10 protein-coding genes are annotated in these 14,086 nt (G+C 63.0%); 4 read left to right on the forward strand and 6 right to left on the reverse strand.

Features of this window, described 5'->3' with window-relative positions:
• Nucleotides 1-85 precede the first annotated feature (85 nt).
• Nucleotides 86-994, forward strand: a complete 909-nt coding sequence (glsB, locus tag RIN61_RS21655; protein ID WP_046614057.1) for a glutaminase B — start codon at nucleotides 86-88, stop codon at nucleotides 992-994.
• 48 nt (nucleotides 995-1,042) lie between these two features.
• Here the strand turns inward: glsB and RIN61_RS21660 are convergent, their stop codons facing one another.
• Together RIN61_RS21660 and RIN61_RS21665 are read right to left on the reverse strand one after the other, a co-directional pair.
• Complete coding sequence (locus RIN61_RS21660; protein ID WP_112253803.1) at nucleotides 1,043-1,765, reverse strand: FadR/GntR family transcriptional regulator; 723 nt, start codon at nucleotides 1,763-1,765, stop codon at nucleotides 1,043-1,045.
• A gap of 546 nt (nucleotides 1,766-2,311) precedes the next feature.
• A complete protein-coding gene (locus tag RIN61_RS21665; RefSeq protein WP_215521179.1) occupies nucleotides 2,312-4,045 on the reverse strand; it encodes an IlvD/Edd family dehydratase in 1,734 nt (577 codons plus the stop codon).
• Between the two features lie 184 nt (nucleotides 4,046-4,229).
• Between RIN61_RS21665 and RIN61_RS21670 the strand changes: the two genes are divergently transcribed.
• The 3 genes from RIN61_RS21670 (at nucleotide 4,230) to RIN61_RS21680 (ending at nucleotide 8,334) form a co-directional block, all read left to right on the forward strand.
• Nucleotides 4,230-5,537, forward strand: a complete 1,308-nt coding sequence (locus tag RIN61_RS21670; RefSeq protein WP_207880071.1) for an MFS transporter — start codon at nucleotides 4,230-4,232, stop codon at nucleotides 5,535-5,537.
• Between the two features lie 28 nt (nucleotides 5,538-5,565).
• Nucleotides 5,566-6,555 carry an AraD1 family protein gene (araD1, locus tag RIN61_RS21675; RefSeq protein ID WP_313853998.1) on the forward strand — a complete coding sequence of 330 codons (990 nt, stop codon included), beginning with the start codon at nucleotides 5,566-5,568 and terminating at the stop codon, nucleotides 6,553-6,555.
• Between the two features lie 204 nt (nucleotides 6,556-6,759).
• Nucleotides 6,760-8,334 carry an aldehyde dehydrogenase (NADP(+)) gene (locus RIN61_RS21680; RefSeq protein ID WP_313854000.1) on the forward strand — a complete coding sequence of 525 codons (1,575 nt, stop codon included), beginning with the start codon at nucleotides 6,760-6,762 and terminating at the stop codon, nucleotides 8,332-8,334.
• 58 nt (nucleotides 8,335-8,392) lie between these two features.
• Here RIN61_RS21680 and RIN61_RS21685 read toward each other — a convergent pair whose 3' ends face one another.
• The 4 genes from RIN61_RS21685 to RIN61_RS21700 all read right to left on the reverse strand — a co-directional run bounded on the left by RIN61_RS21685 (nucleotide 8,393) and on the right by RIN61_RS21700 (nucleotide 13,923).
• Nucleotides 8,393-9,157 (reverse strand): DUF2182 domain-containing protein, encoded by a 765-nt coding sequence (locus RIN61_RS21685; RefSeq protein WP_112253808.1) that lies wholly within the window; start codon nucleotides 9,155-9,157, stop codon nucleotides 8,393-8,395.
• On the reverse strand, nucleotides 9,138-9,773 hold the full coding sequence (locus tag RIN61_RS21690; RefSeq protein ID WP_112253809.1) for a DUF1326 domain-containing protein: 636 nt from the start codon (nucleotides 9,771-9,773) through the stop codon (nucleotides 9,138-9,140). Before RIN61_RS21690 ends, RIN61_RS21685 begins: the two co-directional genes overlap by 20 nt.
• 122 nt (nucleotides 9,774-9,895) lie before the next feature.
• Nucleotides 9,896-10,699, reverse strand: coding sequence for a DUF6708 domain-containing protein (locus tag RIN61_RS21695; protein WP_313854006.1), 804 nt, complete (start codon nucleotides 10,697-10,699; stop codon nucleotides 9,896-9,898).
• Nucleotides 10,696-13,923 carry a T6SS effector BTH_I2691 family protein gene (locus tag RIN61_RS21700; RefSeq protein WP_313854009.1) on the reverse strand — a complete coding sequence of 1,076 codons (3,228 nt, stop codon included), beginning with the start codon at nucleotides 13,921-13,923 and terminating at the stop codon, nucleotides 10,696-10,698. The genes RIN61_RS21695 and RIN61_RS21700 overlap by 4 nt, the downstream gene beginning before the upstream one ends.
• Nucleotides 13,924-14,086: the final 163 nt, after the last annotated feature.

Raw genomic sequence — 14,086 nt, forward strand, 5'->3', positions numbered from 1 at the left:
TGCCAAGAGTGTGATTTCTTTCGCTCGATCTTCGTCAAGAATGCTACCCCTTAGCCGTCGTCTGGGGACTGATACAGGGCCTTCCATGCAAACGCTGTTGAACGAGATTCTCGAAGAAGTACGTCCCTTGATCGGCAAGGGCAAAGTGGCCGACTACATTCCTGCGCTGGCCGATGTGCCAGCGAACCAGCTGGGCATCGCGGTCTATGGCAACGATGGCAGCTATTACTGTGCAGGCGATGCCCTGGTGCCGTTCTCGGTGCAGAGTATTTCCAAGGTGTTCAGCCTGGTGCAGGCGATTGGCCATTCGGGGGAAGCCATTTGGGAGCGGCTTGGCCATGAGCCTTCCGGCCAGCCGTTCAACTCGCTGGTGCAGCTTGAGTTCGAGCGTGGGCGGCCGCGTAATCCGTTTATCAATGCGGGTGCGTTGGTGATTTGCGATATCAACCAGTCGCGCTTTGCTGCCCCCACGTTGTCGATGCGCGATTTCGTTCGCCGGCTTTCGGGCAACCCCCACATCGCGATCGATGCCCGTGTTGCGGATTCGGAGTATCAATTCCGCGCGCGTAACGCGGCCATGGCTTACCTGATGCAGTCGTTCGGCAACTTCCATAACGAGGTGGAGACGGTGCTGCGCAGCTATTTCAGCTATTGCGCGCTGCAAATGAACTGCCTGGACTTGGCTCGGGCGTTCTGTTTCCTGGCCAATGATGGGTTCTGCAAGCACAGTGGTGAGCAGATTCTGACCCGGCGCCAGACCCAGCAGGTGAACTCGATCATGGCCACCAGTGGGCTGTATGACGAGGCAGGGAATTTCGCCTACCGGGTGGGGTTGCCAGGCAAGAGTGGTGTGGGGGGCGGGATTGTGGCCATCGTGCCGGGGCAGTTCACGGTGTGCGTGTGGTCGCCGGAGTTGAATGCGGCGGGTAACTCCCTGGCGGGGATGGCGGCGCTTGAGTTGCTGAGTTCGCGGATTGGGTGGTCGGTGTTCTGATTGGCGGGCTCACGCGGCGCAGTGGCTGAGGTGGGCCCGGATGGCTCCTCAGCTTGTCGGGTCCTGGCCCAGCACCTTGGCCAGGGCAACCCGGGCATCTTCCAGCTGTACCAGTGAGGCATGCCGCGCGCCCAGTGCGTCACCGTTCTGGATGGCGGTCAGAATCGCCTTGTGCCGGGGCAGGGCGAGTTCGTCGAAATTCGCCCGCTGGTTGGAGTAGCGCACCGACTCGCGCAGTGCCATCGACAGCATGTTGCACAGGTAGGCCAGCAGGTCGTTGTGGGTGGCGTCGGCGATGCGGGCGTGGAAGTCCAGGTCCGGCTGCAGGCGTTCTTCATGGCTGCGTGCGGCTTCCATGCGCTGGTAGGCCTCGGTGATCGAATCGACATCCTCGGCGCTGGCGTTGGTGGCGGCCAGCGCGGCGGCAGCGGGCTCGATGACCCAGCGTACGCTGCTCAGCATGTTGAAGAATTCCTGCTGTGGTGTGGCCTGCATCAGCCAGTGCAGTACATCCGGGTCGAGCATGTGCCAGTCATGACGGGGCCGGACCAGGGTGCCTACCCGCGGGCGGGCCTCGATCAGGCCCTTGGCGGTAAGGGCGCGCATCGCCTCGCGGAACACCGGCCGGCTGATCGCGTAGGCTTCGCACAGGCTGGCCTCGGAAGGCAGCTTCTGCCCGGGTGCGAGTTGGCCGGAGACGATCTGGACGCCAAGGTCCTGGACCAGGGTGGCGTGCATGCTCTTGCGCGTGGTGGGCTGGCGGTAGTTCATGTGGGGCGGGGCGGATCCTTCGGGCGGGGCAGCATCATAGCATTAGCGCGTCGACGCGGTGCATGGCACCGGCTTTGCCGGTGTTCGCGGCTAAAGCCGCTCCCACAGGTATAGCGTGAACCCGAAGCCCGCATAGTACCTGTGGGAGCGGGCATGCCCGCGAAGCAGGCGACGCGGTGGATGGCACCGGCTATGCCGGTGTTCGCGGCCACGGCCGCTCCCACAGGTATAGCGTGACCCCGAAGCCCGCATAGTACCTGTGGGAGCGGGTTTACCCGCGAAGCAGGCGACGCGGTGGATGGCACCGGCTACGCCGGTGTTCGCGGCCACGGCCGCTCCCACAGGTATAGCATGAACCCGAAGCCCGCATAGTACCTGTGGGAGCGGGTTTACCCGCGAAGCAGGCGACGCGGTGGATGGCACCGGCTTTGCCAGTGTTCGCGGCCACTCCCACAGGTACGGCGCAGGCCTCAAGACTTTCGCGGTCCCTGTGGGAGCCCGGCTTGCCGGCGATGGGCTGCGCAGCAGCCCCAATGACGTCAGGCCTTAGTGCGAGTGCTTGGGCACCGCCGCGCCGCGGCAACCGACCAGGAAGTCGAAGTCGCAACCCTCGTCGGCCTGCATCACATGGTCCAGGTACAGCCTGGCGTAACCACCGCTGATCAACTGCGGCGGGGCTTGCAGGTCAGCCAGCCGGCCAGCCAGCTCCTCGGCAGAAATGTCCAGATGCAGGCGGCCTTCCTTGCAATCGAGTTCGATCCAGTCACCTTCGCGTACGGCAGCCAATGGCCCGCCAGCTGCCGCTTCCGGCGCCACGTGCAGCACCACGGTGCCGTAGGCGGTGCCGCTCATGCGGGCATCGGAAATGCGCACCATGTCGGTCACCCCTTGGGCCAGCAGCTTGGCCGGCAGGCCCATGTTGCCGACCTCGGCCATGCCCGGGTAGCCCTTGGGCCCGCAGTGCTTCATCACCAGCACGGAACTTGCGTCCACATCCAGCTCGGGGTCGTTGATGCGTGCCTTGTAGTCGTCGAAGTTTTCGAACACCACGGCGCGGCCACGGTGCTGCATCAGCGCCGGGGTGGCGGCCGATGGCTTGAGCACCGCACCTTTGGGCGCCAGGTTGCCGCGCAGGATGCAGATGCCGCCATCGGCCACCAGCGGCTTGTCGATCGGGCGGATCACCTCTTCGTCATACAGCGGTGCGGTCTGGCAGTTGTCCCACAGGCTCTTGCCGTTGGCCGTCAGCGCGGCAGGGTTGGGCAGCAGGCCGTGTTCGCCCAGGCGGCGGATGACCGCAGGCAGGCCGCCGGCGTAGTAGAACTCTTCCATCAGGAAGCGGCCCGAGGGCTGCAGGTCGACCAGGGTCGGCGTGCCGCGGCCGATGCGGGTCCAGTCTTCCAGTTGCAGGTCCACGCCAATGCGCCCGGCAATGGCTTTCAGGTGAATCACCGCGTTGGTCGAGCCACCGATGGCGGCGTTGACGCGGATGGCGTTCTCGAAGGCTTCGCGGGTGAGGATTTTCGACAGGCGCAGGTCTTCGCGCACCATGTCGACAATGCGCATGCCCGACAGGTGGGCCAGCACGTAACGCCGTGCATCCACCGCCGGAATGGCGGCGTTGTGCGGCAGCGAGGTGCCCAGCGCTTCGGCCATGCAGGCCATGGTCGAGGCGGTGCCCATGGTGTTGCAGGTACCCGCCGAGCGCGACATGCCGGCTTCGGCCGAGAGGAACTCGTTGAGGTCGATCTGGCCGGCCTTGTAGGCCTCGTGCATCTGCCAGACGATGGTGCCGGCACCGATGTCCTTGCCTTTGTGCTTGCCGTTGAGCATCGGGCCACCGGTAACCACGATCGCCGGCACGTCACAGCTCGCCGCGCCCATCAGCAGCGCCGGGGTGGTCTTGTCACAGCCGGTCAGCAGCACCACCGCGTCCACCGGGTTGCCACGGATCGCTTCCTCCACATCCATGCTCGCCAGGTTGCGGGTGAGCATGGCGGTGGGGCGCAGGTTGGACTCGCCGCTGGAGAACACCGGGAACTCCACCGGGAAGCCGCCAGCCTCCAGCACGCCCTTCTTGACGTGCTCGGCAATCTTGCGGAAGTGCGCGTTGCACGGGGTCAGCTCCGACCAGGTGTTGCAGATGCCGATGATCGGCTTGCCCTGGAATTCGTGGTCCGGAATACCCTGATTTTTCATCCAGCTGCGGTACATGAAACCGTTCTTGTCGGCGGTGCCGAACCATTGGGCGGAGCGCAGTGGGCGTTTGTTATCAGACATGGGAACACCTAATTAGTATTACTATTTGTCGTTGTGCGGTCGACTGTACTGATAAAAATGGTCTCTGTGAAGGCTTGTTGGTGCAATTAGTAATACTATAAGATCATTCTCCCAGGTCAGAGGTCTGCCAAAAAGTCCCCGGCCAGGTGCTGTACCCATTACAAGAACAATTGGAGACATCGCCATGATTCAGGAGCAGCGGCTCGTCCGCCTGATCACACTGAAACTCATCCCTTTTCTGGTACTGCTTTACCTGGTGGCCTATGTCGACCGTTCCGCGGTGGGCTTCGCCAAGCTGCACATGGGCGCCGACATCGGCCTGGGTGACGCGGCCTATGGCCTGGGTGCCGGGCTCTTCTTCATTGGTTACTTCCTGTTCGAGGTGCCGAGCAACCTGTTGCTCGACCGCTTCGGCGCGCGCCGCTGGTTCGCCCGCATCCTGGTTACCTGGGGCGCGATCACCGTCGGCATGGCCTTCGTTACCGGGCCCAACGGTTTCTACGTGATGCGCTTTCTGCTGGGGGCGGCCGAGGCGGGCTTCTTCCCGGGCGTGCTGTACTACATCACCCAGTGGTACCCGGTGCGCCATCGCGGCAAGATCCTCGGCTTCTTCATCCTTTCCCAGCCGTTGGCCATGCTGATTACCGGGCCGCTTGCCGGCGCGCTGCTGGGGCTTGATGGCAGCTACGGCCTGCATGGCTGGCAATGGCTGTTCATCTGCATCGGTACCCCGGCGGTGCTGCTGGCCTGGCCGACCCTGCGTTTGCTGCCGGACGGCCCGGCCAAGGTGCGCTGGCTCAGCGACGAGCAACGCAGCTGGCTGCAGGAACAGCTGGCCAACGATTTGCGCGAGTTCGGCCAGACCCGCCACGGCAACCCCCTGCATGCCTTGAAGGACGGCCGGGTGCTGCTGCTGGCGCTGTTCTACTTGCCGGTGACGCTGAGCATCTACGGCCTGGGCCTGTGGCTGCCGACACTGATCCACCAGTTTGGCGGCAGTGACCTGGTGACCGGTTTCGTTTCGGCCGTGCCTTACCTGTTCGGCATCATCGGCCTGCTGATTGTGCCGCGCAGCTCCGACCGCCTGAACGACCGCTATGGCCACCTCGGCCTGTTGTACGCACTGGGTGCGATCGGCCTGTTCCTCAGTGCCTGGCTGAGCGTGCCCGGCCTGCAACTGGCGGCGCTGTGCCTGGTGGCGTTTGCGCTGTTCTCCTGCACGGCCATCTTCTGGACCTTGCCAGGCCGGTTCTTCTCCGGCGCCAGCGCCGCAGCGGGCATCGCGCTCATCAACTCCATCGGCAACCTCGGCGGCTACCTCGGCCCGTTTGGCATCGGCGCGCTCAAGGAGCACACCGGGCAGCTGTCGTCGGGCCTGTATTTCCTGGCAGCGGTGATGCTGTTCGGCTTGCTGCTCACCGGTGTGGTCTACAACCGCCTCGAGCGCCGTCAGCGCCTGGCTTCTACGCGGGTAGCCCCGGCCTCCCGCTAACTTTCGCAACCGAAAAGCGAGCACAAGCATGCGATTGATTCAATTCGAAACCGCCACCGGCGAGCGCCGGGTGGGCGTGGTGGAAGGCGAGTACGCCCTGGAAGTACGTGGCGCCGGCAGCACCCGCGAGCTGGCCCTGCAAGCCATCGCCGCCGGCCGTGACCTGGCCAGCGAAGTACAGGCTGCCGGCCTGGGCGAGCGTCACGACTACCTGGCCCTGCTGGCCGAAGGCCGCGTATTGCCACCGCTGGACCATCCGGACCCGGCGCATTGCCTGGTCACCGGCACCGGGCTGACCCATCTGGGCAGTGCCGCCACCCGCGACAAGATGCACCAGCAGCAGGCCGAAGGCGCCGTTACCGACAGCATGCGCATGTTCCAGTGGGGGCTCGATTGCGGTCGGCCGCCGGCAGGCGAGGAGGGCGCGCAGCCGGAATGGTTCTACAAGGGCGACGGCGGCATCGTCGTGCGCCCAGGCGCCGACCTGCCGCTGCCGGCATTCGCCGAAGATGCCGGCGAGGAGCCGGAGCTGGTCGGGCTGTACCTGATCGGTGCCGACGGCACGCCGTATCGCCTCGGTTACGCGCTGGGCAACGAGTTTTCCGACCATGTGATGGAGCGGCGCAATTACCTGTACCTGGCCCACTCCAAGCTGCGCGCCTGCAGCTTCGGCCCCGAGCTGCGCCTGGGCGCGCTGCCGGCCCACCTGGAAGGCACCAGCCGCATCCTGCGCGACGGCCAGGAACTGTGGCGCAAGCCGTTCCTGTCGGGCGAGCAGAACATGTGCCACAGCTTCGAGAACCTCGAGTTCCACCACTTCAAGTACCCGCAGTTCCTGCGCGCTGGCGATATCCACGTGCATTACTTCGGTACCGCCACGCTGTCATTCGCCGACGGCATCCAGGCGCGCCCGGGCGATACCTTCGAGATCAGCCTCGACGCCTTTGGCCAGCCGCTACGCAACGGCATTGCAGCGGCGCCCGGGCAGGTACGCCCCGGGGTGGTGAAAAGCCTTTGAGCTCGCCGCCAGCCAGTTGATGAATCGGGGCCGGTTTGCGGCCCTTCGCGGGCTCGCCCGCTCCCACAGGTACAGCGCAGCCTCCGGAACTGCGCGGCCCCTGTGGGAGCTGGCTTGCCTGCGATGGGCTGCGCAGCAGCCCCCTTTCCGCTAACTGCCTGACACAAGCATCTGAACCTTCCTTCTCATTTACAGGAGCCAACCATGACCGGAAGCAACTTCATTGGCGGCCAGCGCAGCGCTGCCGGCAGCGTGCGCCTGCAAAGCCTCGATGCGCGTACCGGCGAAGCCTTGCCGCTGGCCTTTGCCCAGGCCACCCCGGAAGAAGTGGACGCCGCCGCGCAGGCAGCCGAAGCGGCCTTTGCCGAATACAACGCCATGGCACCCCAGCGCCGTGCGCAGTTCCTCGATGCCATTGCCGATCAGCTGGATGCGCTGGGCGACACCTTCATCACCACGGTGTGCCGCGAAACCGCGCTGCCGGCCGGGCGCATCCAGGGCGAACGGGCGCGTACCAGTAATCAGATGCGCCTGTTCGCTACAGTGCTGCGCCGCGGCGACTTCCTCGGCGCGCGCATCGACCGTGCCCAGCCACAGCGCCAGCCGCTGCCGCGTCCCGATCTGCGCCAGTACCGCACCGGTGTCGGCCCGGTAGCCGTGTTCGGCGCCAGCAATTTCCCGCTGGCCTTCTCTACCGCCGGCGGTGACACCGCCGCAGCGCTGGCTGCGGGCTGCCCGGTGGTGGTCAAGGCGCACAGCGGCCACATGGCCACGGCCGAGCAGGTGGCCGAGGCGATCGAGCGCGCAGTGGTCGCCACCGGCATGCCCGCCGGCGTGTTCAACATGATTTACGGTGCTGGTGTCGGCGAAGCGCTGGTCCGCCACCCGGCGATCCAGGCCGTGGGCTTTACCGGCTCGCTCAAAGGCGGCCGAGCCTTGTGCGAGTTGGCTGCGGCGCGCCCGCAGCCGATTCCGGTGTTCGCCGAAATGAGCAGCATCAACCCGGTGCTGGTCTTGCCTGCGGCCTTGCAGGCCAGGGGCGAGCAGGTGGCCAGGGAACTGGCCGGTTCGGTGGTGCTGGGCTGCGGGCAGTTCTGCACCAACCCCGGGCTGGTCATTGGTATTGCCGGCGAAGCGTTCAGCACCTTCCTCAGGGCCCTTGGCGCGCAACTGGCCGACCAGCCCGGGCAGACCATGCTCAATGCCGGCACCTTGCGCAGCTATACCCAGGGCGTGCAACGCCTGCACCAGCATCCGGGCGTGCGCCATCTGGCGGGTGCTGAGCAGGCGGGTGACCAGGCCCAGGCACAGCTGTTCCAGGCCGATGTGAGCTTGCTGCTGAACGGTGATGCATTGCTCCAGGAAGAAGTCTTCGGGCCTGCCACGGTGGCCGTCGCAGTGGCCGACGAAGCCGAACTGCGCCGCGCCGTGCAAGCCCTGCATGGGCAACTGACCGCAACCCTGATTGCCGAACCGGAAGACTTCCAACGTTTTGCCGCGCTGGTGCCGGTGCTGCAGCGCAAGGCCGGGCGACTGTTGGTCAACGGCTACCCGACCGGCGTTGAAGTGTGCGATGCGATGGTGCATGGCGGGCCGTACCCGGCCACATCCGATGCTCGTGGCACCTCGGTCGGCACCTTGGCCATCGACCGCTTCTTGCGCCCGGTGTGCTACCAGGACTATCCGGACGCGCTGCTGCCTGATGCCCTGAAAAACGCCAACCCGCTGGGCCTGCAACGCCTGGTCGACGGCCAGCACAGCCGCGAGGCGCTGGCCTGACGCCAAGGGCTTCGGCGTGGTACCGCTGCACCCCGCCCGGGCAGGCCCGGGCGGGTTGTCAGATATGCGGCCAGAGCGCCAGCAGCAGTCCACCAGCGATAAGCAGGGCGCCACTGTAGCGGCGCCAGGCCGTGCCCAACCGCAACACTTTCTCCGCCAGTACCAGCATCGCCAGCGCGGCCATGCCCCACAGGCTCATGGCGCCAACCACCAGCAGCACCAGCATCAGCGCCCAGCAGCAACCAATGCAGTACAGGCCATGCTGCAACCCCAGCCTCCAGGCGCCGCCAAGGCCCGGGCGCACATGGTGCTGAAGAAAGAACAGCGGGCTCTGGCAATGCTCCAGGCAAGCGGCCTTGCCTTGGCTCATCTGGTAGCCACCGGCCAGCAGAAGCAGTAGCGCACCCATGAGCGGTGGCAGGCGCAGGGTCATGGGGTCGAGCCAGCCAAGCCATTCGCCAAGGGCCTGCAGCAGGGTCATCAGCAGGGCGAAGCCACACCAGAGCAGCGCATAGGTCGCGCAGAACAGCAGCAGCTTGAATGGGCCGGCGCTGTCGCGCAGCAGGCAGCGTCGGTAAAGCAGGAACACCGGCAGGGCGGCCGGCAGCATCATCGCTTGCATCATCGCCAACCACATCAGCAGGGTCAGCGCGCCCTGGCGCGACCACCAGGCGGTGGGTGGCATCTGCATCTCGCCCATCGCCGCCATGGTCGCTGCCTGCTCGACGTGCCACCACCAACCCAACGCGCTGATCATCAGCACCAGCGCGCCGGTCAGCAGCGCGCCCGGGGCTGGCCAGCGACTAGCCGCGGATGATGCCATTTGGCCCCATATCCAGGTCGTAGAGCATGGCGTTGCGCCCGGCATAGTCCAGCTTCACCGCCCCGGAGCAGTTGAAGGTGGCGCTGGCGCAGTCCGTCTCGCCGAACTCGAAGCCCTCTGGCAGCACCAGCCTGGCCCGGTGCACCGATCCGTCCACGGGGTTGCGGATCGGCTCGGCCCGGCCATCCAGCACCCCGGGCACGTGGATGCTGGCGGTCAGTGCGGCGCGGTCGGTGTGCACCTCAACCGGCACGAACTGCGGTGCGTGCGTGGTCTGCACCGTGCTGGCGAAAATGGCGAAGAAGGCCGTGGGTTCCTGCTCCTGGCCGCTGAGAATGGTCAGCAATGCCTGGCGCTGGGCATCACTGGCGCGTTCATCGATAAAGGCCTGGCATTGCCCACCGCCCTCGTGGATGGGCCCAGGCCAGGCGAAGGTGCAGGCCACATTCAAGCCGGCCAGCGACACCTCGTCGAAATACCCCTCCTCGATGTGATAGCCCACTGCCGCTTCGCAAGTGCCATGGGTGGGCAAGGCATTGAACTGGCAGGGGCAGCCATAATCGCAGTTGCAAAGGTCGACCCCTGCGCCGCGCAATCGCCAATCGACATAGGCCATGATCCTGTCCTCGCAAACAAGTGCCACTTTTTAGTTTAGTTCCGGATCATGCCGCCATATTTAGATAGATTCGGCATCTGACACGGGCCGTATAAAACCGCTGCGTCAAAGCATCGGCCTTCTCAGTCAGATGGGGCAGTGCGGGATTCACGGTCAATGTCCTCCGGCCAATGAACCTTTGGTGCCAGGCAATGCATGTGGCTCAGGCCATCGTCGTCGTTCCAGTCACGAGGTGGGTGCACGAACTTCGGCAGGGCTTCGGGGCCTTGCTGCATGAATAACCGGGCGATGGCCCAGTAGGCTTCGCCTTGGTAGAGGTTGTGGGTGAAGAACACGCGGTCGATGACTTCGTTGGTTTCCGGGTTGCGTATCGACAGCATGACGTTCTCGACCAGGCCGCCGTGGCCGGGGGCGTAGACTCGGTAGACTTCGGCGGTCACGTCGTCCCAGTTGTAGGCGACAGGTCTCACGCCCCAGTGTTTGCGGCTGAACAGATAGATGTAGTGGAATCTGAATTGATAGAGATAGATTTTGCGTCGTAGGCGATTGAAGCGGATTGGTTCGTCTCGTGGGAGCAGCAGGTCCATCTTTACATATGTCGCAGTAGCCCACATGCCGACCAGAAGCATTAGCGATGCGAGGAGGTCAACATGCCAGTCATTCGACCAATTAATACCAAATAATTTTCCAGGCATGTAGATAATAGCGCCAACAGTAAAAGCCAGTATTGGCCCTCCTATTAATACGGCGATGCCACGCAAACTGACAGTGGATCGAGGGAGTTCCAGGTACACCGAATCACAAAAATTTGGCGAGGGATCTATATCCTCAAAACTTAGTCGCGGGACTGCATCCGAATTGACGTCCGGCAAGTCATGACTCCAGTGCAAAGCCCGCTCGCAAAGAACTCTGGATTTGGCTCTCATTCGTTAGCTTCCCTAATGCAAATTTCGACATATGCATCTGGTAGTCGTCTATCTGGCCAATACCTTACCAGCAGTGTCGCGGCTCTTATTGTATGCTGCCCAACGGCCCCCATAAGCTCCGCCGTTCCAGTGAATTCTAGCCAAGACTGATATGGCTTGTCCGGGTCAGGCGAGCGTCGAATTTTTTCAATTAAAACATCATTTTTATAATCTGGCAGTCTTGGCTGAGAAAAGTCGTGAAATATAGCCGTCTTGGTAAGGGCTTCAACTTGAACAGGTTGGTGCTCATCAAAAACGAGAGTCTCTCCACCAATGAAATCGGGGAAAGCTCCGTCACCATGGCGATGTACTGACAGGGTCCACCGATAGGCTGAGTACTCATCATTGTATTTGGGTAATATGATGTAAAATTTTAGCTTGTGCTCTAGTTCCAAACTGACCAAGCCTCCCATTTTGGAAGTGGTCGGGTCACTTATGCGTTTGGATTCGAAATGAACCGCCGCGTGCACGCCAAGCGTGGCGGCATTGAGTTCTGCAAACGCTATATCTGCATATTCGGGTGTCCCCCAAGACACAACCGGACTTTCGTCGCCTCTACCAAAGCAGCAGCGTCGCGCCCAACGCTCTAATGCATTAGATTCGCTTTGTTCAGCTGAGCGTGTAAGTGCATAGGCGGCGAGCGCCAGTATTATAGCCAGGCCTAAAGGTCCTAACAGGATGGGCTTAAATACTGCGTAGACAAACACTCCAGTTGAAAAGGCATACAAAAAACCTGCGCGAAAATAATGCGTTTCTGCCGTGTTGTCCCCGGATGCCATTGCACGTTTAGCAGCAGAAAATGCTTGCGCTGAGTCAATCACTCCGGTTATTGCACCTATCATCGCACCGATTTTTATCAGCGACACTCCAGTTTCTGAGACGCCCTTAGCCCACGACTTTCCAATGGGTTTAGTACTTGAGCTCAACAAGAGCCCAATTAGCTCGATACTCCCTCCCAACACTCCCAAGTACGATCCTTGCAACGCCAACTTGGCCTCATACGCCTTGGGCCCAATCTCCGTTTCCGCCTTTTCCTGATTCCTGCCCAGGCTGTCCTGTTGCAAATACAACCCGCCTATCGCCAGCAGAACCTCCCAGCTGCCAGCAATCCCGCGCAACCCGGAAAAACCGGTTTTTACCAATCGGGCCACCTGCTGCGACGTGATCCTCATCCCCTGCAACAGCTTCCGCGCATCGGCTTCCAACGTCCCCGCTGCCACCGAGATATCCACCAAGGCAAGCTGCGCCGCACTGCTCGCCTGCGTTACGCCCATGTTGGCTTCCTGGAACAACCGCCCATGCACCTCCTCAGCCTTCCCTTCGACCCACACCGTCACAGTGATCATGGTGTTGGTGAACCGCGGGTCGAGCACAGCCAGGCTCATCAGCCCGTGCTGGATGATCGGCCGCACCTTGCGCATGGCCTTCATCGAGCCAAACTCGAAGTCATCGATATTGCGGCGCATCCGGTCCCGCGCCTCGGCGATCGACGCATTGGCCTTGTGCTGCAACTCCCGAAGGTGCGCACTCTGTAAGGCGTAGTACTCGCCCAGCTTCATCTTCACTTCCAGTTCGATCAGGTGCACGCCGTTGTAGAGAAACTGCGTGGCACTGTTCAGATGCCGCACGGCCTTCTGAATGCCAGGCGACAGACAGGGCGCCAGCCGCTGACTGGCCGCATTGAGCGCGCTCTGCGTTTCAGCAATGGCCTGCTTGAGGGTATTGCGCATGCGCAAGCCGGCGTCATCGCTGGCGATGATCTTGCTCAGCATGCCGTAGAGCTTGTCACTGTCGTTCCAGTTGATCGCTTCTGTGGCGGAGAAACTGGGCAGCAGCCCGGCCAGGAGAGAGCGATCCCGCATCAACAACGCGCGGTAGGGCGGGCTGTCCGGGTCCTGCAGCCATTTCAACCAGAGCAGTTCGCTGGTGCCGGAAGCGGGAACATGCGGTTCAAGGCGGGGGACGACAGCTTCGGTAACGCCACCACCCAGGCACAGGGCCATGGTCTTGGCGTAGGCCACCCCGGACTCACGATCGTTACCGTCGTAGTCGTACGCCTCGGCCAGCTTGAACATGGGCGTATCGAACAAGGCTACGTACGCCTGCGCATCCTTGTCGATGTAGCGCTGAAACTCACGTTCCTGCTGGTCGTATTCAGCCTGGAACGCGGCCCGCTGCGGCTCGTGGTAGCGTTGTTCAAGCCGCTCGTCACTCTCCTGCTGCGCACGCTCGACCAACCGCTGCCGCTCGACTGTCGGCTCGACGAACGCTGGCGGCCCATCGCCAGTCATTGGCTCCAGCGACGGCACCTCCTGCGCCGCCCACTCCCTGTGCGTGACACGAATGATCTGCAGGATCTGCGAGGTCTGCAGCTGATAGGCGCGCATGGGGTCTTCCCGCCACACCTGGCGTTTCACCACCCAGTTCAGCCGCTGATGGTTGTACTCCTGAATCAGCCCGACGGTGTCGTCGAGCACCACTGCCAGCACGCCGTTTTCCAGCTGGTGCCGGTTGATCGCATTGACCAGATAGCCGCGCAGGGCGAACCGGCGCAGCCAGCGGCTGTGGAAACCATGCGCACTGTCGAAGGGGGCGCAGCCATGCTGGGCGTACTCGAATACCTGCTGGTCGACCCCAAGCTTATCGGGCGTCATGGCAATGCCCAGCAGCTCGGGATTGCTGCGCGCCTGGATCAGGTCCAGGCCCTCGAAGCGATGCGCAGGCGATGCGCCGCTCTTGTAGGCGTTCAGCACACTGACCGGCCAAGGATCGCTGGAGAAGGCCAGCCAGGCACTGGTGTACCTGCTGGTATCGATGTTGAGAAAGGCCGAAGGAATGTCGTGGTCTGCGTTCACGCATTTTTCGGGCAGCGGCGATGGCGGGCCGTCTGGCGGCTCGTAAGGGTTGAAGCGGCGCAGGTGACCCTGCTCGCTGACGGCATAGGCATGCCAGACCTGCTGGTCGAGCAGCACATACAGGTAGCCCATGCGCAAGGTGCGCACACCTATCTTCGTCGAGATATGCCGGTTATCCGCGACGGTGGAGACACACTCGGGGCGGGTATCCGGCACCAGGGCGCGACGCAGCGGCAGGATCGGCAGGCCCTGGCGCTCGCAGGACATGCACTGGTCGTGCGGCAGCGCGGCTTCGGCGACTGCAATGGCAATACGTTGGCTGATGGTCATGAGCGATCCTTGTGTTGGACAGGTCCTTGACGGCCTCTGAACACTAACGGGGAATCGCTTTCCAGAGAGGCATTGGGCTTCCTAAAAGCTTGTAGGAAACGTCTCTGAATAACGGGTGTGCTCAGTATGTGGCCATGATCAGTACCCCGGCCTTTTGTGCCAC

Source organism: Pseudomonas inefficax (genome assembly GCF_032164165.1).
Lineage (GTDB): Bacteria > Pseudomonadota > Gammaproteobacteria > Pseudomonadales > Pseudomonadaceae > Aquipseudomonas > Aquipseudomonas inefficax.